Raw genomic sequence first — 19334 nt, forward strand, 5'->3', positions numbered from 1 at the left:
TCGGAGGCGACGCTCCCCTGACAAAGCTCCGGGGACGAAGCGAGGCCCTGCCGAACGGGGGGGAGGTTCGGCAGGGCCTCTGTCCTGCTCCGGCCGTCGGGGGGAGTCGGCCGGAGCAGGGGCTCTGTGATGACAGTAGCGCTCCGTGCACGGCACGGGCGACTGCCCTCGGCTCCGACGGTATCAAATCCTCGGGGCCGTTGAGCAATGCACAGGTGTGCATTGCTTTGGAAAGTGCTCACACTCGCTGGGAGGTGCGCACTCGATCAAGGGTTGATCAGAAAGGTGGAACGGTGGTGCGGTTACTCTGCGTGTCAGGCGGTGCGGGCACGGTTGCGGGCGGCACGGCGCTTCATCGCGCGACGCTCGTCCTCGCTCATGCCACCCCAGACACCGGCGTCCTGGCCCGTCTCCAGCGCCCACTGGAGGCAGCTCTCCATGACCGGGCAGCGACGGCACACGGCCTTCGCCTCCTCGATCTGGAGCAGCGCGGGCCCGGTGTTGCCGATCGGGAAGAAAAGCTCGGGGTCCTCTTCCCGGCAGACAGCGCGGTGGCGCCAGTCCATCTTGTCCAACTCCTCTAAACGGCGGGGATGTCCCACCAGCATCAATGGCAGCTTGTGAATGTGAACGCTTTCACGAACCCGATGGCAGGCACAGGGCCGACGGGTCGGTCGGCACACGGATGCTCGCGGCGTTGCGGGTGGATTCGGGCGCCTCAGGCGGTCTCCGTTACGGACCGTCCCGATCGCCATGTAAAGGTTCGCAAACCTCGACCCGGGATACAACCCCCTTCGGGTAGGAAATTTTGAATCGTCGGTGTCGCTTGGGTCACACCCTGTACTTCGATGGAGTGAAGCGGCGCGTGCGTTCGAGAACAAGGCCAAATGGCCCTCGCGTTCACACAATCACACGCAGTGCCCGAGATACGCCTGTGAAGCTGATGGTGTTCCGCTCCCCAAGGTGGTCCCCATCGACCTGGAACGGCAGCGGTTCCTGCGAATGCAAGGTGAATTCCGGGAGATCGTGGTAAGCGACCACGTGTTTGCCGTGCGGTCCGGCACCCGTCGAGTCCAGCAGTTGCGGGATCGTGCGCAGAGTCTGAACGAGTGACATCCGGGTCATGCCGAAGAGGTCGAGGCTCGTGTCGAACCCGGCCTCCGGCGAGGCGTAGACGGGCCGGTTGCCGAGATACGTCCACGGCGAGGTGTTGGAGACTATCGACACCGCGAGGCCCGGGATCGGTTCCATTCCGTCGCTACTGAACGTGATGGGCCCGTGGCGACGGTGTCTGCCCTCCTCGAAGAACTGCCGCCAGGCCTGACCCACGTACAGGGCGTGCGTCGACCGGCGCCCACCGCGCCGCGCCTGCTCCACGCGGCCGACGACGCCGGCGTCGAAGCCGAACCCGGCGGTGAAGGTGAACCAGCGGTCGGGGAGTCCCTCGCCACCCGAGCGGCCGAGGCTGATGGCCCGCTGCCGCGGGGCGCCGGGCCGGGACAGCGCGTCGAGCAGCACGCCGGTCGCCTCGACGGGGTCGTTCGGCAGCCCGAGTGCGCGGGCGAAGACGTTGGTGCTGCCGCCGGGAACGATCGCGAGTGCGGGCAGCTGTTCGTCGGGTCCGTCGTGGAGCAGCCCGTTGACGACCTCGTTCACCGTCCCGTCGCCGCCGAGGGCGACCACGACGTCGTGCGTCCGCTCGCGTGCCGCCTCCCGCGCGAGATCCCGCGCGTGGCCCCGGTAGCCGGTGGCGACCACGTCCAACTTGAGGTCGTGCGAAAGGGCGTGCGTGAGGACGTCTCGGGTTCGTCCACTGGTGGTGGTCGCTTTGGGATTGACGACCAGGAGCGCACGCATGCTGGTAAGCGTACCTACGGGGCGCGGCCGGGACCCCGTGAGGGGCGCGGGAGCCGTGCGCCCCGGGGCGGGTGGTGCCGGTGATCCACAGGGCAGAAGCTAGCCTGGACCGGTGACCGTGAATGCCGCCGTGCCCGCTGCCGCCGCCCCCGTGCGTCCGAGGACGCTGACCACCGGAGCGTGGCTCTCCATCGCCCAGGGCCTCGTGATCGCCGCCTACGGCGTCTACGTCGTCGTGGCGCCGCTGGTCGCCACCACCAAGACCGGCATCGGCATGGCCGAGTTCGCCGGCGTGCTGCTGCTCCTCATGGGCCTGCTCCCGCTCGCCGCGGGCCGCGCGCTGCTGCGGCTGAAGAAGTGGGGACGCAGTCCGGCGGTGATGATGGACACCCTCTGCCTGGCGGTCGCGTACTTCGCCTGCGAGAACGGCGGCGCGTTCGTCGCCCTCGGGGTGGCCGTGGGCCTGGTCGGGATCGCCGGAGCCGTGCTGCTCCTGCACCCGAGGACCACCGCCGCGCTGTGGCCCTCGGGTCAGTGAGGCCGGGAACTCCTACTCCTCGATGAGGAGCTTCTCCCGCAGCTGAGCCAGCGTGCGGGCGAGCAACCGGGAGACGTGCATCTGCGAGATGCCGACCTCGGCCGCGATCTGCGACTGCGTCATGTTGCGGAAGAACCGCAGCACCAGGATCCGCTGCTCGCGCTGCGGCAGCTGCGCCAGCAGCGGCTTCAGGGACTCCCGGTACTCGACGCCCTCCAGGGCGTCGTCCTCCGCGCCGAGTGTGTCCGCGACCGCGGGCGACTCGTCGTCGGTGTCCGGGACGTCCAGCGAGAGCGTGCTGTACGCGTTCGCGGACTCCAGGCCCTCCAGCACCTCCTCCTCGGAGATGCCGAGGTGCTCCGCCAGCTCGTGCACCGTCGGCGAGCGCCCGTGCCGCTGGGAGAGCTCGCTCGTCGCCGTGGTGAGCGAGAGCCGCAGCTCCTGGAGGCGGCGCGGGACCCGGACGGCCCAGCCCTTGTCACGGAAGTGGCGCTTGATCTCGCCGACGATCGTCGGGGTCGCGTAGGTGGAGAACTCGACGCCGCGCTCCGGGTCGAACCGGTCCACCGACTTGATCAGGCCGATGGTGGCGACCTGCGTCAGGTCGTCCAGCGGTTCGCCGCGGTTGCGGAAGCGGCGGGCCAGGTGCTCGACCAGCGGGATGTGCATGCGCACCAGCTGGTTCCGCAGTTCCACCCGCTCCGGGGACCCCTCGGGCAGCTGTGCGAGCCGCACGAAGAGGGCGCGGGCGGCCTCGCGGTCCGGCGCGCTGTGACGCTGCGGCGCGGCCGTGCGCGCACCGCCGGGACCCCACGGCTCGGCCGGCTTCCCGTCCCCGCCCTCGACGCCGCCCTCGGCGTCGTCCTCGTGGTCCTCGTGCACGAGGAGGACGTCGTCGGTGTCCTCCGCGCCTTCGGTGTCCTCGGTTTCGAGCTCCACATCGGCCGGCCCGTCGTCGGCGGGCCGCGCCTGCTCGGCCTCGGGGGCCGGGCGGGCGTCGGCGCGCTCGGGGTCGTCCGCGAACACCCTTGCCTCCGTCTGCTTCTGGTCGCTGGCGTCCGCCTGGGCGGGCACGTGGGCCCGGTCCGTTCCGGGCCGGTGGTTGAGGTCTCTCACGGCGATCCCCCGCTCCCGTCTCCTCGCGTCACGGCTGGCCGGGGCCGGCCCCGCGCTTCTTGTGCAGGCTGATGGTCACCGTCTTGTCCGGCTCGACGGTCGACTCCACCTCGCCGGCCAGCGCGGAGAGCACCGTCCAGGCGAAGGTGTCGCGTTCGGGCGCGCGCCCGTCCGTCGTCGGGGCGGAGACGGTCACCTTGAGCGAGTCGCCGACCAGTCTGAACATGCAGCTGAGGACCGAGCCGGGCACGGCCTGCTGGAGCAGGATCGCGCAGGCCTCGTCCACCGCGATGCGCAGGTCCTCGATCTCGTCGAGCGTGAAGTCGAGCCGAGCCGCGAGACCGGCCGTCGCGGTTCGCAGAACCGAGAGGTAGGCGCCCGCCGCGGGCAGTCGGACCTCGACGAAGTCCTGCGCGTCGGGCTCGCCGTCGATCTGGGACACCCTCACCTCCGAGCTGTTCCGTGCCGTGCTGTGCATGTGGCTGTCCGTATGGCTGATTGGTGCCGTGACCGGTGACGCTACCGCGATCGCGAGCGTCGTGTCGCCCATCCGGCTACCCCGGGCTTGCTGGTGACTCATAGTAGGTCTCCATATACGCACCGTGGCAATGGTGGTGGCGAAATCAGGAGAAATCAGCTGCCGAGCTCGGCCAGGGCCGCCCCGCTCAGCCGGTACACCGTCCACTCGTCCATGGGCGCCGCGCCCAGCGACCGGTAGAACGCGATCGAGGGCTCGTTCCAGTCCAGCACCGACCACTCCAGCCGCCCGTAGCCGCGTTCCACGCAGATGCGGGCCAGCTCCGTCAGCAGGGCCCTGCCGTGGCCGCCGCCGCGCGCCTGGGGGCGGACGTAGAGGTCCTCCAGGTAGACGCCGTGGGTCCCCGTCCAGGTGGAGAAGTTCCGGAACCAGAGCGCGAACCCGACCGTCCGGCCCGACTCGTCCTCGGCGACGTGCGCGAACGCGGCGGGGTGCGCGCAGAACAGCGCGTCGTGCAACTGCTGCTCCGTGGCCTTCGCCTCGGCGAGCGACTTCTCGTAGTCCGCGAGCTCGCGCACCATCGCGTGGATCTCGGGGACGTCGGCGGGGACGGCGGGTCGGATCATGTCTGAAGCCTAAGCGAGGGGACTGACGGAGCGGACCGACGCGGAGGAGCGGATGGGAGCCGGCGCTCAGACGAGCCGCTGGTCCTCGTAACACCAGCGCCAGCTCTCCCCGGGCTCGTGGCTGCGCATGACCGCGTGCCCGGTCCGCCGGTGGTGCTCGGCAGCCCAGCGTCCCGGCGTGGAGTCGCAGCAGCCGACGTGCCCGCAGTGCAGGCACAGGCGCAACGCGACGGAGCGCTGCCCGAGCTCCGCGCAGTGCGGACAGCCGTCGGTCGCCGCCGCCGGCTCGGGGGCCGGCAGCTCCGCGAGGTGCGTGCAGGGGCGGGAGGGGGACATGGCCTCCAGGGTACGGGGCCGGGTGCGCACCGGTGTGGTTCTGTGTCGCTATGTCCCTGAGCAGTCCCAGCGCCCTCTTCGTTCTGGTCGCGGGCAGCACCGCGGTCGCGGGCGTGGCCCGCCGGTACCGGCTCTCCGCGCCGTTGCTGCTCGTGGTGGCCGGCCTGGTCGCCTCCGAGGTGCCGGGCGTCCCGGACTACACGCTCGACCCGGAGATCGTGCTGCCGCTGGTGCTGCCACCGCTTCTCTACACCTCCGCCCAGGAGGCGTCCTACACCAGCATCCGCGCCAATCTGCGGCCGGTCGCGTTCCTGTCGGTCGGCTACGTCCTGTTCAGCACCGTGGCGATGGGCCTGGTCGCCCACGCGCTGATCCCGGCGATGCCGCTGCCGGTGGCCTTCGTCCTGGGCGCGGTGATCGCCCCGCCCGACGCGGTGGCGGCGACGGCCATCGCCCGCCGGGTCGGGCTGCCGGGCCGGCTCGTCTCGATCCTCCAGGGCGAGAGCCTCGTCAACGACGCGACCGCGATCACCGCCTATCGGGTGGCGCTCGCGGCAGCGGTGGGTGAGGGCTTCTCCTTCGGCAGCGCGGTCGGCGAGTTCCTGCTGGCCGCACTGGGCGGGACGGCGGTCGGGCTGGTCCTGATGTGGCCGTTGCAGCGGCTGCGCGAACGGCTCGGCGACCCCCTGCTGAGCAACACCTTCTCCCTGCTCGTCCCCTTTGCCGCCTATGCGGCTGCGGAGGCGTTCCACGCCTCGGGCGTGATCGCGGTCGTGGTCGTCGGCCTCTACCTCGGCCACTACGCCAACTGCGTCGACTTCGCGCTGCGGCTGCAGGAGGAGGCGGTCTGGAAGATGGTGTCCTTCGTCCTGGAATCCGCGGTCTTCGCCCTGATCGGGCTGCAACTGCCGGTGGTCGTCCGCCAGTTGAACGGCTATTCGGTCGGGCAGCTGACCCTGTGGACGGCGGTGCTGCTGATCGCGTTGATCGGGCTGCGCTTCGTCTGGTCCTGGCCCGCGACGTACCTGCCGAGCCTGCTGAGTCGCCGCGTGCGCGAACGGGAGGGGCGACCGTCGTGGACCCGGCCGTTCGTCATCTCCTGGGCGGGCATGCGCGGCGTCGTCTCGCTGGCGGTGGCCTTCTCGATCCCGCTGACCACGCACGACGGCGCGCCCTTCCCGGAGCGCGACCTGGTGCTCTTCCTCGTGTTCGCGCTGGTGATCGGCACCCTGCTGGTGCAGGGGCTGACCCTGCCCGCCGTCGTCCGCCACCTGCCGTTGGCGCCGTCGGACCCGGCGGCGGAGACCCTGCGCGAGGCGCAGGCCCAGTACGAGGCCTCGACCGCGGCGGAGGCCCGCCTGGACGAGCTCCTGCGGGATCCGCGCAACCGGGTCCCCCAGGTCCTGGAGTCCCGCCTCCGCAGGCTGCTGGAGCGCAGGCGCAACGCGGTCTGGGAACGCATGGGCGCGCCGGTCCACGAGGCGACGGGGGAGTCGGTGGACTCCGCGTTCCGCAGACTCGCCCGCGAGACCCTCGCCACGGAGCGCCGCGCCCTGGTCGCGCAGCGCGCGACGGGCCGCGTCGACGACGAACTGCTGCGCAAACTGGTACGCCGCCTGGACTTCGAGGAGGCCCTCCTGGAGCACACGGAGGAGTAGCGGGACCGTCAGTGCAGCCCTCAGGGGCGCGAGGAGCTGCGCGACAGGCCACCGACGAGCAGACGGTCCTCAATGCACAGGGCCTTCCGCACGCCGGTGGTTGCTCGCGCCCACGCTGGGCGCGCCTCCCGGCCGAAGGCGGGGGAGGAGCCGCAAGTCGGCACGGCCCCGCGCCCCTGAGGTGGTGCATGGCCCGGTGCGCGCGCGGTGCGTGCGCGGTCAGGGGGTGGGGCGAGTGTCGTTCCTGTGAGCGCCGCAGCCCGCAGCGCCAGGGACGAGGAGCCTGCCATGGACCGCAGCATGCCGAAGAAGAAGATCCTGATCTCCGGTGCCAGCATTGCCGGGCCCGCACTCGCGCTGTGGCTGGGGCGGTGCGGTCACGACGTCACCGTCGTGGAGCGGGCCGCGGCCTTCCGTGAGGGTGGGGGTGCGGTCGACTACCGGGGGCGCGTGCACCGCACGGTGCTCGAGCGGATGGGCGTGCTCGACACGCTCCGCGGGCTGGACACGGGGATGGGCGAGCAGAGCCTGCTCGACCGGAGTGGACGCGAACTCCTGCGGCTCCCTGCCTCGTTCATGAGCGGGGAGCTGGAGGTGACCCGCGGCGACCTGGCCCGGACCCTCTACGAGGCGAGCCTGCCGGTCGCCCGGTACGTCTTCGGCGACACCGTCCGGGCCCTGACCGAGCACCCCGCCGGGGTCACCGTCGAGTTCGAGCGCGGTGAGACGCGGGAGTTCGACCTGGTGGTGGGCGCGGACGGGATCCACTCCACGACCCGTCGCCTGGTCTTCGGACCGGAGGAGCGCTTCCGCCGGGACTCCGGCTGGTACGTCGCGACCTTCTCCACCACCGCGCCGGCGCACCTCGGGCTGCGCGACCGGGGTGTGCTGTGGAACGACCCGGGGCGGATGGTCGGGCTGTCGAACCTCCTGGGCGAGGACGGCGCGATGATGGTCTTCCACGCGCCCGGGTTGGGGTTCGACCACCGGGACACCGCCCGTCAGCGGGAGATCGTCCGCGAGCGCTACGCGGACGCCGGATGGGAGGTCCCGTCGCTGCTGCCCTCGGCGGCGACCGCGCCGGACTTCTACTTCGACTCGCTCAGCCAGATCGTCATGGATCGCTGGTCCCACGGCCGGGTGGTGCTGCTCGGTGACGCGGCCTGGGCGCCGGCGCCGGGTGGGATGGGCAACGGCTTGGCCGTCGTGGGCGCCTACGTCCTGGCGGGCGAGCTGGCGACGGCACCCGACCACGCGACGGCGTTCGCCCGTTACGAGGAGCGAATGCGACCGTATGTGGCGAAGTGCCAGAAGCAGGGCGCGGGCGCGGGACGGTTCCTGGCGCCGGTCACGGGGAGGCAGCTGAAGCAGCGGAACCGCGTCTACCGTATGCTCTGCCACCGAACGATGCAGTCGTTCTTTGCGCGGCTGACGGTGAAGGCGGCCGAGGCCATCGAGCTTCCGGCGTACGGGCTTCCGCTCCAGAGCCGACCCACGGCCGGGGTTGTCCCACAGTCGTAGACGAACCCTCAATCCCCCGGGCGGGGGACGCAGAAACCACCGAACGGCGGGCTACGCGCGTAAGAGCGCGCTGAGCTCGCCGTTTGTTCATCTGGAGGCCGCATCGGGGTCGGCTCCCTGTGAATCCGCTATTGACCTTGATTCGTCAACCCTGGTTTGCTTTCGCCCCAGGTCGACCAGCAACCACCACTAGTGGTGACACCCAGCCAATTCTGTTCAGTGCGCGTTGAGTTGGCAGGGGTGGTCTGGGCAGGCCTGCGAGTTCTCCCAGGGCAAGCGGACGCGCGTCCCCAGCTTCACCGCGTCCGCGACAAGAGAGGATCACTCCCCACATGCGCAACTCCCGCTTCCGAGGCCCGGCGCTCGCCGGCATAGCCTCGCTGTCCCTCGCCGCGGCAGGGCTTGCCCTCGCCGCCTCGCCGGCGCAGGCCTCCAGCGGTGGTCACCGGGTCTCCGGCCAGGCTCACCACAACGCGGCGATGGTCGGCGCCAACGCCGCCATCAACAACGAGTTCAACCCGTTCAGCTCCTCGCTCAACACCAGCAAGGTCCCGGGCATCAAGCAGTACGAGGCCAAGCAGCGCAACCGCATCGCGCACCAGGCGACCGCGGCGGCCACCGGCCAGGAGACCCTCTCCTACGGCGGCGGCACCGACGGCGTCGGCGTGATGGACAGTCACGTCAAGGTCTACCTGGTCTACTACGGCACCCAGTGGGGCACCCAGAGCACCAACAGCAGCGGCGACTCCACCTTCAGCGGTGACGTCGACGGCGCCGCTCCGGTCGCCCAGGAGATGTTCAAGGGCATCGGCACCGGTGGCGAGACCTGGTCGGCCGACCTGACGCAGTGGTGCGACGGTCCGAACGTCTCCTCCGGCGCGACCTCCTGCCCGAGCAACGCCAGCTTCGTGCCGTACCAGAGCGGTGGCGTGCTGTCCGGCGTCTGGTACGACAACTCGGGCGCCGAGCCGACCAACGCGACCGGCAACCAGCTGGCCCAGGAGGCCGTCAAGGCCGCCGGCCACTTCGGCAACACGACCTCCGCGTCGAACCGCTACTCGTACTACGTGATCCTCTCGCCCCACGGCACCGACCCGGACGGCTACCAGGACCCGAACACCGGCTACTGCGCCTGGCACGACTACAACGGTGACACCACCCTCACCGGTGGCGCGGCCTCGTCGCCCTACGGCGACATCGCCTTCTCCAACCAGCCGTACAACATGGACGCCGGCCAGAACTGCGGCGTCGGCTTCGTCAACGGCTCGGGCTCGGCCGGTGAGCTGGACGGCTACACGATGACCCTGGGTCACGAGTGGCACGAGATGATGTCGGACACGTACCCGGCGGGTGGTTGGACCAACCACGTCTCCGGCTCGTCCTACAACGGCCAGGAGAACTCCGACGAGTGCGCGTGGCTGCAGCCCGGCACCACCGGCGGCGCCGCCGACGTGACCATGGGCACCGGCACCTTCGCCGAGCAGGCCAGCTGGTCGAACGACACCAACTCCTGCGCCATCTCGCACACCATCCTCACCCACGGTGGCGGCACCACCAACACCGTCACGGTGACCAACCCGGGCACCCAGACCGGCACCGTCGGCACCGCCGCCTCGCTGCAGATCAGCGGCTCCGACTCGGCCTCGGGCCAGACCCTGACCTACTCCGCGACCGGTCTCCCGGCCGGCCTGTCGATCTCCTCGACCGGCCTGATCTCCGGCACCCCGACCACCGCGGGCACCTCCTCGGTGACCGTCACGGCGAAGGACACCACGGGCGCCACCGGCACCACCACCTTCTCCTGGACCGAGAACAGCTCGGGCGGCACGGGCGGCTGCACCAGCACCGGCCAGAAGCTGGGCAACCCCGGCTTCGAGACCGGCACCGCCTCGCCGTGGACACCACCTCCGGCGTCGTCAGCAACTCCAGCTCCGAGCCCGCCCACTCCGGCAGCTGGGACGCCTGGATGGACGGCTACGGCTCCACCCACACCGACACGGTCGCCCAGTCGGTTGCCGTCCCGGCCGGCTGCAGCGCGAACTTCTCGTTCTACCTGCACGTCGACACCGCCGAGACCACCAAGACCACGGCCTACGACACCCTCAAGGTCCAGGTCCTGAACAGCCCCGGCACCGTGCTGAGCACCCTGGCGACCTACTCCAACCTGAACGCCGCCTCGGGCTACACCCAGCACTCCTTCGACCTGTCCAGCTACGCCGGACAGACCGTCACCCTGAAGTTCACCGGCAGCGAGGACTCCAGCGCCCAGACCAGCTTCGTCCTCGACGACACCGCGCTGAACGCCTCCTGAGCTGACTGAGTCGCCACTGCTGTAACGGTTGTACGGTTCCAACGCGCGAGCGGAGACCGCCTGGGGGCGGCCTCCGCTCGCTGCGTTTCCCGGGCCTTCTCCGGGACGCTCTCTCAGGCCCGCACCAGCACGCCGCGGACGGCGGTGCCGTCGGCGAGCGTCCAGTCGGCGGTCACGGACCCGAGGGCGTCCGCCGGGGCCGCGCCCGCCTTCGGGACCCGCACGATCGCGACCGTGGGCTCCTGCTGCGCCTCGTCGGCCAGCTCGCTCGCCACGTTCGGATCCGCGGTGTCGCTCACACCCTGCATCTGCGGCTCGGCCAGGCCGCGCAGCAGCGCGGCCAACTGGGCCTGCAGCACCGGGTCGTGGACACCGTCGTAGAGCCAGCGGGTGCCGAGCACGCCGTGCTCGGAGGTGCCGATCAGCGCGTGCTCCGCGCCCGCCAGCGGCGCGCCGCGGTAGGTCATCGGCACGTGGTAGGCGGTCGGACCGTCGGTCACCACCATGAACTCGATCCCGACCTCACCCTCGGGGTCGTCGAGCCGGAATCCGCCGGCCCTGCGCAGGTCGGTCGTGCCGTCGCCCTGGTACCAGGGCTGCCGGGGCAGCCACTGCGCGAGCAGCTCCAGCTTGGTCGGGGTCATCGTGGTGTGGTGGATCATGGCCATACGTGTGCTCCTCGGTGTTCGAAGACGGGGCGAGGACAGGGTGGCGGCTGGGCGACGACAGGATGACTGCCACGTGATGACGGGGAAGGGCCCGACCGACTGCGCGGCCGAGCCCTTGGTTGCGACGTTCGAGGGCCGCAGCTCCGTGTCGACGCCTCATCAAGACCCTACGCCAGGCCGTCGACGCCAACCAGCATGCCCGGCATGAACCTGACCACAGCGCACGGTCGTCGGGACGCGGAAAGGGCCCAGCCGGAGAACGGCTGAGCCCCTGCGCTGACTGCCCCTGGGCTGCGCGAGGACCGCCCTCGCGCAGACCTGGGTTCGAGACCGGAAGGTCAGGCCTTCTTGGTCTCCCAGAAGATCTTGTCGATCTCGGCGATCAGGTCGAGCGCCTTCTGGCCGGTCGCCGGGTCGGTGGACGCCTTGGCGGCGGACAGCGCCTTCAGGGTGTCGTTCACCAGCTGGTGCAGCTGCGGGTACTTCTCGAAGTGGGGCGCCTTGAAGTAGTCGCTCCAGAGGACGGAGACGTGGTGCTTGGCCATCTCCGCGCGCTCCTCCTTGATGACGGTGGCGCGAGCGCGGAAGTGCGGGTCCTCGTTGGCCTGGTACTTCTCCTGGACGGCCTTGACGGACTCAGCCTCGATACGGGCCTGGGCCGGGTCGTAGACGCCGCAGGGCAGGTCGCAGTGAGCGTGGACGGTAACCCGCGGAGCAAAGAGCCGAGAGAACATGGGAGTCCTTCCTGTGATCGTCTTCCCAGGAGGAGGTTACCGCCGAAAGCGCGTCGCTTCGCGTCCACCCCGAGGGCTTAGGACAAAGGTCGTAGCAGTCCCGTCAACGATGATGGACTTGCCCAGTGCGCTTGCGAAGATGGAAGCGGACGGAGCCGCGAGCAGGGGCGAGGTTGAAGGGGATGGCCGAGCGGATGGGTGACCGCGACGCGCGGGCGCAGTTGCAGGAGCCCCCCGAGGGGGGGCCGGTGACCGGGAGGTTCGGAGTTCTGCTGGTCGACGGGCCGTCGATGGCGCCCACCCTGTCGCACGGGGACCGGCTGCTCTGCCACTACGGCGCGCGCGTGCGCGCGGGCTCCGTCGTGGTGGCCCAGCACCCTCTGCGCCAGGACCTTCTCGTGGTCAAACGCGCGGTCGAACGCCGCGCCGCGGGCTGGTGGCTCCTCTCGGACAACAGCGGGGTCGAGAGCGACAGCCGCGACTACGGGCCGGTGCCCGACGACCTCATCCTCGGCCGCGTCCTGCTCCGCTACACCCCGAAGCCGGCGTGGCTCGCCCCGCCCCCGTGGTGCCACGGCGCCCTCCGCGTGATGCCTTACGGCATGGCCCGCAGGCTCGGCGACTTCCGCCGGGCGTGAGCTTCCGCTCCCGCAGGTGGTGGCACTCTGCCAGGGGCGCGGCGAACTGCGCGGGCAACCACCGGCGTGCGGATGGCCCCGCGCGTTCGGCGCGCCACCTGAGTGGTGAGTGGCTTGTCGCGCAGCCCCCGCGCCCCTCGTCGGCTACGCCGATGCGGCCTCGCGCTTGCGGGCGCGGTAGGCGGCGACGTTGGCGCGGGTGGCGCAGCGGTCGCTGCAGTAGCGGCGGCTGCGGTTGGTGGAGGTGTCGAGGTACGCGTTGCGGCAGGGCGCCGCCTGGCAGATGCCGAGGCGGTCCACGCCGTGCGCGGTGAGGTGCATGGCCAGGCCCATGCTGGCCAGCGCGGCGTACAGCGCGGTGGCGGTGGGGGCGTTCTCCGCCAGATGCATGTGCCACAGCGGCGCACCGGTCTCGTCCAGCAGGTCGTGGCCGGAGATGATCGGGCTGACCGGGAACTCGATCAGGAGGCCGTTCAGGAGGCCGACGGCGTGCTCCTGCTCGCCCTCCGCCGCGGACTCGAAGACGCTGCGCAGACGGGCGCGCACCGCGCGCAGACGGCTGACGTCCGCCTCCTCCGCCAGCTTCACGCCCCGGCCGCCGGGGCTGAAGATGCGGCGGACCTCCTCGACGTTGGTGAGGACGTCCTTTCCGCGTTCCGGCTCCTCGGTGTTGACCAGCCGGACGGCGAAGTCCGCGTAGGTGGTGAGTTCCATGGTCGTCGTCCTAGGGCCAAGAGGGACGGGGAGGAGAACCGGGTAATGAGCCTTGCTAGCACCAGGGTATTACGCTTCCAGGGTGTGTGTGATGTACCCGACCGAAAGCCGGAACGGGCTCCGCTGCCCACCACGGCACGAGGTGTGCCAAAATCGGCACACGGGTGACCCCCGTCAGTCGAGCAGGCCCACCGGTTCGGGACCGATCCGGACGTGTGTGCGACCGGAAGCCAGGACAGCGCTCCGGATCGGCATGCACCATTCGCACTCCGGCCGCTCGCCGTTCGCTCTCGAGTGCTGTTCTGCACCGTTGCATGTGGACGTGATCCGGTCTGTGCGGGCGGATCTCACGACACAACGGAGGAGAAAGCCCCTCCCACCGGGACAAAAAGACGAAGCAGCGGCGGCTCGGCCCGGACTAGTGTCGTGACCGGCACGGAACCGGACGCAGAACCAGCTCACCCAAACCCTCAAAGAACGACGACGAAGAGGTCCTCGTGGCAGCCGAGATCATCAGCCCCCGCTCCATCGACCAGGAGCCGCTCGACCCCGCCTTCGCCCTGCACCGCGGCGGCAAGATGGAGATTCGTGCGACGGTCCCGGTCCGTGACGCGGACGACCTTTCTCTCGCCTACACCCCCGGCGTGGCCCGTGTCTGCACGGCCATCGCCGAGCAGCCGGAGCTGGTCAACGACTACACCTGGAAGTCCAAGGTGGTCGCCGTCGTGACCGACGGCACCGCGGTGCTGGGCCTCGGGGACATCGGTCCGGAGGCGTCCCTGCCCGTCATGGAGGGCAAGGCGATCCTGTTCAAGCAGTTCGGCGGCGTCGACGCGGTGCCGATCGCGCTGGACACCAAGGACGTGGACGAGATCATCGAGACGGTCGTCCGCCTCGCTCCGTCCTTCGGCGGGGTGAACCTGGAGGACATCTCCGCCCCGCGCTGCTTCGAGATCGAGCGCCGCCTGCAGGAGGCGCTGGACATCCCGATTTTCCACGACGACCAGCACGGCACCGCCGTGGTCACCCTGGCCGCGCTGCGCAACGCCGCCAAGCTGACCGGTCGCACCCTGGCCGACCTCCGCGCTGTCATCTCCGGCGCCGGCGCGGCAGGCATCGCCATCGCCAAGATCCTCGTCGGGGCCGGCATCGGCGACGTCGCCCTCTGCGACCGCCAGGGCGTCGTGCACGTCGGCCGCACCGACCTGACCGACGTCAAGCGCGAGATCGCCGAGCTCACCAACCGCGGCGGTCTGACCGGCTCGCTCGCGGACGTGCTCGAGGGCGCGGACGTCTTCATCGGCGTCTCCGGCGGCACCGTGCCGGAGGAGGCCGTCGCGAAGATGGCGAAGGACTGCTTCGTCTTCGCCATGGCCAACCCGAACCCCGAGGTTCACCCGGACGTGGCGCACAAGTACGCCGCGGTGGTTGCCACCGGTCGCTCGGACTACCCGAACCAGATCAACAACGTGCTGGCGTTCCCGGGCATCTTCGCCGGCGCGCTCCAGGTGCGGGCGTCCCGCATCACCGAGGGCATGAAGATCGCCGCGGCCGACGCACTGGCCGGCCTGGTCGGTGAGGAGCTCTCCGCCGCCAAGGTCATCCCGAGCCCCTTCGACGAGCGCGTCGCCCCGGCCGTCACCAAGGCCGTCGCCGAGGCCGCCCGCGCCGAGGGCGTCGCCCGGATCTGACCGCTCCTTCTACAGGTTCACTCACTCGCCCGTCGCGGAGCCATAGATCACACTGTGGCGCGGTTCCGTGGCGGGCGAGCGCGGTTCTAGGGTCGAGGCATGTTCGCCGCCTATGCCGCACGTATCGCCCCGGACGACCCGCTCAGCGGCCTGGAGCTCGGGGAGCGCCCCGAGCCGGAGGCCCGGCCTGGGTGGAGTGTCGTCACCGTCAAGGCCGCCTCGCTCAACCACCACGACCTGTGGTCGCTGCGCGGCGTCGGCCTGCCGGCAGAGAAGCTGCCGATGATCCTCGGGTGCGACGCCGCGGGCTTCGACGAGGACGGCAACGAGGTCGTCCTGCACTCCGTCATCGGCCAGACCGGTCACGGAGTCGGCCCCAAGGAGCCCCGCTCGATCCTGACCGAGCACTACCAGGGCAGCTTCGCCGAGAAGGTCGCCGTGCCGACCTGGAACCTGCTGCCCAAGCCGGCCGGGCTCTCCTTCGAGGAGGCCGCGTGCCTGCCGACGGCGTGGCTGACGGCGTACCGGATGCTCTTCACCAACGCGGGCGTGAAGCCCGGTGACACCGTCCTGGTGCAGGGCGCGGGCGGCGGCGTCGCCACCGCGCTGATCGTTCTCGGCAAGGCGGCCGGGCTGCGGGTCTGGGCCACCAGCCGCGACGAGGCCAAGGGCGCCCGCGCCGTGGAAACGGGGGCGGACGCCTGGTTCCCCAGCGGCGCGCGGCTGCCGGAGCGCGTGGACGCCGTGATGGAGACCGTGGGCGCGGCCACCTGGTCCCACTCCATCAAGTCGCTGCGCCCGGGCGGCACGCTGGTCATCTCCGGCGCGACGAGCGGCCCCAACCCGCCCGCGGCGGAGCTGACGCGGATCTTCTTCCTGGAGCTGAAGGTCGTCGGCTCGACCATGGGCACGAAGGAGGAGCTGGCACAGCTCCTGTCCTTCTGCCAGACGACGGGCGTCCGCCCGGTCATCGACTCCGTCCTCCCGCTGGCCGAGGCCCGCGAGGGCTTCGCCCGCATCGAGAAGGGCGACGTCTTCGGCAAGATCGTGCTGAAGCCGTAGACCGCACATCCCTGAGGGGCGCGGGGAACCGCGCGAGCAACCACCCGTGTGCTGATGGCCCTGCTCGCTCAGCGAGTTCGCCACGCAGGGCGGCGTGTCCCGCAGTTTCCCGCGCCCCCGGGGAGTGCGACTACCGCCTGCGGAGACGCGCTGCCGCGTCGGCCAGGACCGTGCGGGCGTGCTGGAGGGATTCCGGGGTTACGCCCGTGTCGCGGGCGGCGTCGCGGACCTCGTCGCGGAAGCGGTCCAGCAGGCCGGAGAGCTCGCGCAGCGGCTCGCCCTGGGCGTCGACCCGCGTCCACGGCGGGAGGTCCTGCGGCGTGGTGTCGTGGGGCGTTGTGTCGTGGGGTGTGGCGTCCTGCGGGGCGCCGTTGCCCGGTGTGGTCGGTGGCGGCGCGTCGGTCGGCGCACCCGCCGGCGGTGTCCAACGGGACGGATCCGCAAGGCCGCTGAGGGTCTTGGTGAGCTCGGAGAGCCCCTCGGACAGGCCCGAGGGCCAGTCGCCGGTGCGGACGTGCGCCTTGATCTGTTCGCCGATCCGCTGGGCCTCGCGCCGGGCCTGCTCGCGCACCGCGCGGGCCTGCTCCTTGGCCTGTCGGGCCTCCTCCTTCGCGGAGCGGGCCTGCTCCTTGGCCTCGCGCGTCTGCTCCGTGGCCTGCTCCTTGGCCTCGCGCCACTCCTCCTTGGCACGCTGCCAGGCCTCGCGGTCGGTGCGCCAGTTGTCCTCGCCGAAGCGGGTCTGACGGCGCGACTCCCGGGCGGCGCGGCGCATCTCCTCGCGCAGATCCTGCGCGGAGTCGCGGACGTCCTCGCGGATCTGGTCGGCGAGTTGGGAGACGGAGTCGTGGATCTCGGCCTCCAGCTCGGCGAGTTCGACCGCACGGGCCTCCAACTCGGCGTGGCCGGCCGCGGTGATCCGGTAGACCTTGCGGCCGCCCTCCATCGAGTGCTCGACCAGGCCCTCCTGCTCCAGCTTGGCCAGGCGCGGGTAGACCGTCCCGGCGGAGGGGGCGTAGAGCCCGTGGAAGCGCTCCTCCAGTAGCCGTATCACCTCGTAGCCGTGGCGCGGCGCCTCGTCCAGGAGCTTGAGCAGGTACAGGCGCAGGCGCCCATGGGCGAACACGGGGCGGCTCATGCCTCGTCAGCCCCCTTCTGGTGGTCGATCGCAAGCGGGGCGGAGTCGGAGGGCGTGGCGTCCGTGGGCGTGCCGTCGGTGGGCGTCGCGTCCTGCGGGCCGTCCTCGTCGTCAGGGCGGCGCAGCACCGCGACGGAACCGGAGACCGTGGTGATCTTCAGGCGGCTGGTGCCCGAGCCCAGGGTGCCGGTGATGCGCTTGGCCCCCCAGTTGCTGCTGACCTGGAGCTGGTCGAAGGAGGAGGAGACGGAGCCGCTGGTGGTGTCGGCCCGGACCTGCGTGTCTGCGGGGGCGGGGATGCGGACGGCCACCTCGCCGGAGACATTGGTGAGCTCCACGTCGGCGGCCGCCGGACGGTCGAGGTCGACCGTCATCGCGCCGCTGACGCTGTTGGCCTTCAGCGCGCCGCTGGTTCCGGCGAAGACGGTGAGCGCGCCGGAGACAGTGTTGATCTTAAGCCCTCCGGAGGTCCCGTGGGCCTCGACCGTGCCGGAAACCGTGTTCGCGTCGACCGGACCGCTCACCCGGACCAGCGTGACGCCACCGCTGGCGGTGTTGGCGTGGACCCGGCCGGCGATGCCGGACACGACTGTGTCGGACGAGGCCGAGCCGACCTCGACGTCGACGCCCGCGGGGACGACGAGGGAGACCACGGCCCGGCGCTTCTGGCGCCAGCCCTCGATCAAGCGGGTGAGGGACTTCCACTGGAAGTCCTTCCACTGGAGATCCTCGTACGTGATCAACAACTCCCCGTCGTCCACCGTGACCTCGAGCGGAGCGCCGTCGATCTCCGAGACCTCCAGCCGGGCCGGCGCCTCGCCGGCCACGACGTTGACCGCGCCGGCGAGTGTGCGCACCTTGACCCGTCGCACCGGCTCGCCGAAGGTGATCTTCTGCGGCGTGCTGACGGTCCACTTCTCGGACATGCCTGACTCCCCGTGGAACGACTGATGGATGCCTGTCGTTATTCACGATATATCGCGCCGGTGGAGAGTCAAGCTATATCGCGAAACTCAGGGTCGCGTCCGGGTAGACCCTTACTCGTCCCTACTCGTCGTCGTCCTCGTCGTCGAGCCGGGCCAGCCAGGTGGCCAGGCGCTCGACCGGCACCTCGAACTCGGGGTTGATGTCGACGAACTCCTGCAGCCGGTCGGCCAGCCAGTCGAAGCTGACCTCCTCCTCGCCACGGCGGCTCTGCAGTTCCTCGATGCCTCGGTCGGTGAAGTACACGTGGTCTCTCCTGCGAAAACGGATACTGGCCGAAGCGTACGTCAGACGGCGCCCAGGCCGGTCCCGGACTGATGGGTCTCCTGTTGGACAGCCCTGCCGTCGCTCAGCCCCGGGCCCTGCGGGCGAGGGCCTCGTAGCGCTCCTGCGCCTCTGTCAGCGCGGCCCGGGCCGGGCGCTCCTCCGGGAGGTCGCGTCCGAGGGACACCCCGGGGAGCCAGGACAGCACGAAGCCGAACGCCACCGGGCCGGTCACCGGAAGCAGCAGCAGGAGGAGGATGATCCGCAGCCTGAGCAGCCGGAACAGCCAGGGTCGGCGGCTGATCACGGCCGCCCGCTGGGCGCGCAGCTCCTCCCGGGTCAGCGTGCTGCGGTTCAGGGCCAGCGCCTCGCGGACGCCGAAGCCGAAACCCACCACTGCCAGCGCGCCCATGCCGGCGAAGGTCGCCGTGCGGGCGCCGGAGGACAGGTGCGAGGCGGCCACCGCGTAGAAGGCGGATCCCGCGAACACGGCCAGCAGCAGCACGATGAAGCAGCGCCCCACGAAGAGCAGCACCCGCCGGGTCCAGTAGGCGGGGCCCCGCTCAACCCAGGTCGTGCCGAGGTACTGCACCCGCTTCGGCTCCGGGGCGGGCAGGCCCGCCAGGCCCGCGGTGCCGGTGCGGCCCGCGTGGTCAGAAGAGGCTGGTGACGCCATGCCAGAGTCCCTTCGCGTCATCGGCGATGCTTTTGCCCGTTCCCTTGACGACATCCCAGCTACCGTGGGCCAGTGCGGCGTGCGTCCAGGACCAACCCTCGTCATGGTCCAGCTTGGCCTCGAAGCCGGCGCCCACGAGCGCGGCCGCCACATCCACGACGGGCGTGTCCATGAGAAAGTCCGGAGCATAAGCCATCTGATGGGCCGTCGACCCGCTCGTGGTCATGCGCGCGTCACTCCCTGCCGTGTTCAGCTCCTCGCACGATCGATGCTATCCACGGCGTATGAGCCGGAAGGTAAGAGCCGCCCCACGCGGCCCCGGGAACG

20 protein-coding genes and 1 pseudogene are annotated in these 19334 nt (G+C 70.7%); 7 read left to right on the top strand and 14 right to left on the bottom strand.

The genetic code is table 11. The annotated features are described in order from the left end of the window. Window positions 1–314: 314 nt before the first annotated feature. Window positions 315–566: a WhiB family transcriptional regulator gene (locus tag TR49_RS22820; protein WP_030257455.1), complete on the bottom strand. Its 252-nt coding sequence runs from the start codon at window positions 564–566 to the stop codon at window positions 315–317. Between the two features lie 334 nt (window positions 567–900). After that, window positions 901–1857 carry a diacylglycerol/lipid kinase family protein gene (locus tag TR49_RS22825; RefSeq protein ID WP_042384447.1) on the bottom strand — a complete coding sequence of 319 codons (957 nt, stop codon included), beginning with the start codon at window positions 1855–1857 and terminating at the stop codon, window positions 901–903. Window positions 1858–1969: 112 nt separating this feature from the next. On the opposite strand from TR49_RS22825, the gene TR49_RS22830 reads away from it, so the two are divergent. Next, on the top strand, window positions 1970–2395 hold the full coding sequence (locus tag TR49_RS22830; RefSeq protein WP_042384450.1) for a hypothetical protein: 426 nt from the start codon (window positions 1970–1972) through the stop codon (window positions 2393–2395). A 12-nt stretch (window positions 2396–2407) separates the two neighbouring features. Here the strand turns inward: TR49_RS22830 and TR49_RS22835 are convergent, their stop codons facing one another. The 4 genes from TR49_RS22835 to TR49_RS22850 all read right to left on the bottom strand — a co-directional run bounded on the left by TR49_RS22835 (window position 2408) and on the right by TR49_RS22850 (window position 4951). Then, on the bottom strand, window positions 2408–3277 hold the full coding sequence (locus tag TR49_RS22835) for an RNA polymerase sigma factor SigF (protein WP_042384561.1): 870 nt from the start codon (window positions 3275–3277) through the stop codon (window positions 2408–2410). 262 nt (window positions 3278–3539) lie between these two features. Then, on the bottom strand, window positions 3540–3953 hold the full coding sequence (locus tag TR49_RS22840) for an ATP-binding protein (RefSeq protein ID WP_042384563.1): 414 nt from the start codon (window positions 3951–3953) through the stop codon (window positions 3540–3542). A gap of 191 nt (window positions 3954–4144) precedes the next feature. Continuing rightward, window positions 4145–4615: a GNAT family N-acetyltransferase gene (locus TR49_RS22845; RefSeq protein ID WP_042384452.1), complete on the bottom strand. Its 471-nt coding sequence runs from the start codon at window positions 4613–4615 to the stop codon at window positions 4145–4147. A gap of 66 nt (window positions 4616–4681) precedes the next feature. Then, window positions 4682–4951 carry a UBP-type zinc finger domain-containing protein gene (locus tag TR49_RS22850; RefSeq protein WP_042384455.1) on the bottom strand — a complete coding sequence of 90 codons (270 nt, stop codon included), beginning with the start codon at window positions 4949–4951 and terminating at the stop codon, window positions 4682–4684. A 50-nt stretch (window positions 4952–5001) separates the two neighbouring features. Here TR49_RS22850 and TR49_RS22855 point away from each other — a divergent pair, with 50 nt between their 5' ends. The 3 genes and pseudogenes from TR49_RS22855 to TR49_RS44745 form a co-directional block, all read left to right on the top strand. Beyond that, a complete protein-coding gene (locus TR49_RS22855; RefSeq protein WP_042384456.1) occupies window positions 5002–6609 on the top strand; it encodes a Na+/H+ antiporter in 1608 nt (535 codons plus the stop codon). 288 nt (window positions 6610–6897) lie between these two features. Continuing rightward, window positions 6898–8130, top strand: a complete 1233-nt coding sequence (locus TR49_RS22860; RefSeq protein WP_052434547.1) for an FAD-dependent monooxygenase — start codon at window positions 6898–6900, stop codon at window positions 8128–8130. Window positions 8131–9686: 1556 nt separating this feature from the next. Next, window positions 9687–10441, top strand: a pseudogene (locus TR49_RS44745) (Ig domain-containing protein); the annotation flags it as partial. Between the two features lie 113 nt (window positions 10442–10554). Here TR49_RS44745 and TR49_RS22875 read toward each other — a convergent pair. Beyond that, window positions 10555–11109: a maltokinase N-terminal cap-like domain-containing protein gene (locus tag TR49_RS22875; protein WP_042384458.1), complete on the bottom strand. Its 555-nt coding sequence runs from the start codon at window positions 11107–11109 to the stop codon at window positions 10555–10557. A gap of 338 nt (window positions 11110–11447) precedes the next feature. Further along, complete coding sequence (gene sodN, locus TR49_RS22880; RefSeq protein ID WP_042365147.1) at window positions 11448–11843, bottom strand: superoxide dismutase, Ni; 396 nt, start codon at window positions 11841–11843, stop codon at window positions 11448–11450. 290 nt (window positions 11844–12133) lie between these two features. Between sodN and sodX the strand changes: the two genes are divergently transcribed. Beyond that, on the top strand, window positions 12134–12481 hold the full coding sequence (gene sodX / locus TR49_RS22885; RefSeq protein ID WP_084725281.1) for a nickel-type superoxide dismutase maturation protease: 348 nt from the start codon (window positions 12134–12136) through the stop codon (window positions 12479–12481). Between the two features lie 144 nt (window positions 12482–12625). On the opposite strand, the gene TR49_RS22890 is transcribed toward sodX, so the two are convergent. After that, the gene (locus TR49_RS22890) at window positions 12626–13195 is read right to left on the bottom strand and encodes a CGNR zinc finger domain-containing protein (protein ID WP_042384461.1); all 570 of its coding nucleotides are present in this window, start codon (window positions 13193–13195) and stop codon (window positions 12626–12628) included. Window positions 13196–13692: 497 nt separating this feature from the next. Here TR49_RS22890 and TR49_RS22895 point away from each other — a divergent pair, with 497 nt between their 5' ends. Together TR49_RS22895 and TR49_RS22900 are read left to right on the top strand one after the other, a co-directional pair. After that, on the top strand, window positions 13693–14886 hold the full coding sequence (locus tag TR49_RS22895; protein WP_042384464.1) for an NAD(P)-dependent malic enzyme: 1194 nt from the start codon (window positions 13693–13695) through the stop codon (window positions 14884–14886). Window positions 14887–14985: 99 nt separating this feature from the next. Continuing rightward, complete coding sequence (locus TR49_RS22900) at window positions 14986–15948, top strand: zinc-binding dehydrogenase (RefSeq protein ID WP_042384467.1); 963 nt, start codon at window positions 14986–14988, stop codon at window positions 15946–15948. A 130-nt stretch (window positions 15949–16078) separates the two neighbouring features. Here TR49_RS22900 and TR49_RS22905 read toward each other — a convergent pair whose 3' ends face one another. The 5 genes from TR49_RS22905 to TR49_RS22925 form a co-directional block, all read right to left on the bottom strand. Next, window positions 16079–17083 carry a PadR family transcriptional regulator gene (locus TR49_RS22905; protein ID WP_042384470.1) on the bottom strand — a complete coding sequence of 335 codons (1005 nt, stop codon included), beginning with the start codon at window positions 17081–17083 and terminating at the stop codon, window positions 16079–16081. Further along, entirely contained in the window at window positions 17080–18009 is a 930-nt protein-coding gene (locus TR49_RS22910) for a DUF4097 family beta strand repeat-containing protein (protein WP_042384472.1), read from the bottom strand. Before TR49_RS22910 ends, TR49_RS22905 begins: the two co-directional genes overlap by 4 nt. A gap of 121 nt (window positions 18010–18130) precedes the next feature. Beyond that, entirely contained in the window at window positions 18131–18313 is a 183-nt protein-coding gene (locus TR49_RS22915; protein ID WP_042384475.1) for a DUF6104 family protein, read from the bottom strand. A 103-nt stretch (window positions 18314–18416) separates the two neighbouring features. Next, window positions 18417–19007 (bottom strand): hypothetical protein, encoded by a 591-nt coding sequence (locus TR49_RS22920; protein ID WP_152627409.1) that lies wholly within the window; start codon window positions 19005–19007, stop codon window positions 18417–18419. Beyond that, entirely contained in the window at window positions 18985–19233 is a 249-nt protein-coding gene (locus TR49_RS22925; protein ID WP_042384480.1) for a hypothetical protein, read from the bottom strand. The genes TR49_RS22920 and TR49_RS22925 overlap by 23 nt, the downstream gene beginning before the upstream one ends. Between the last annotated feature and the right edge of the window lie 101 nt (window positions 19234–19334).

It is taken from the genome of Streptacidiphilus melanogenes, from assembly GCF_000787835.1.
Taxonomy (GTDB): domain Bacteria; phylum Actinomycetota; class Actinomycetes; order Streptomycetales; family Streptomycetaceae; genus Streptacidiphilus; species Streptacidiphilus melanogenes.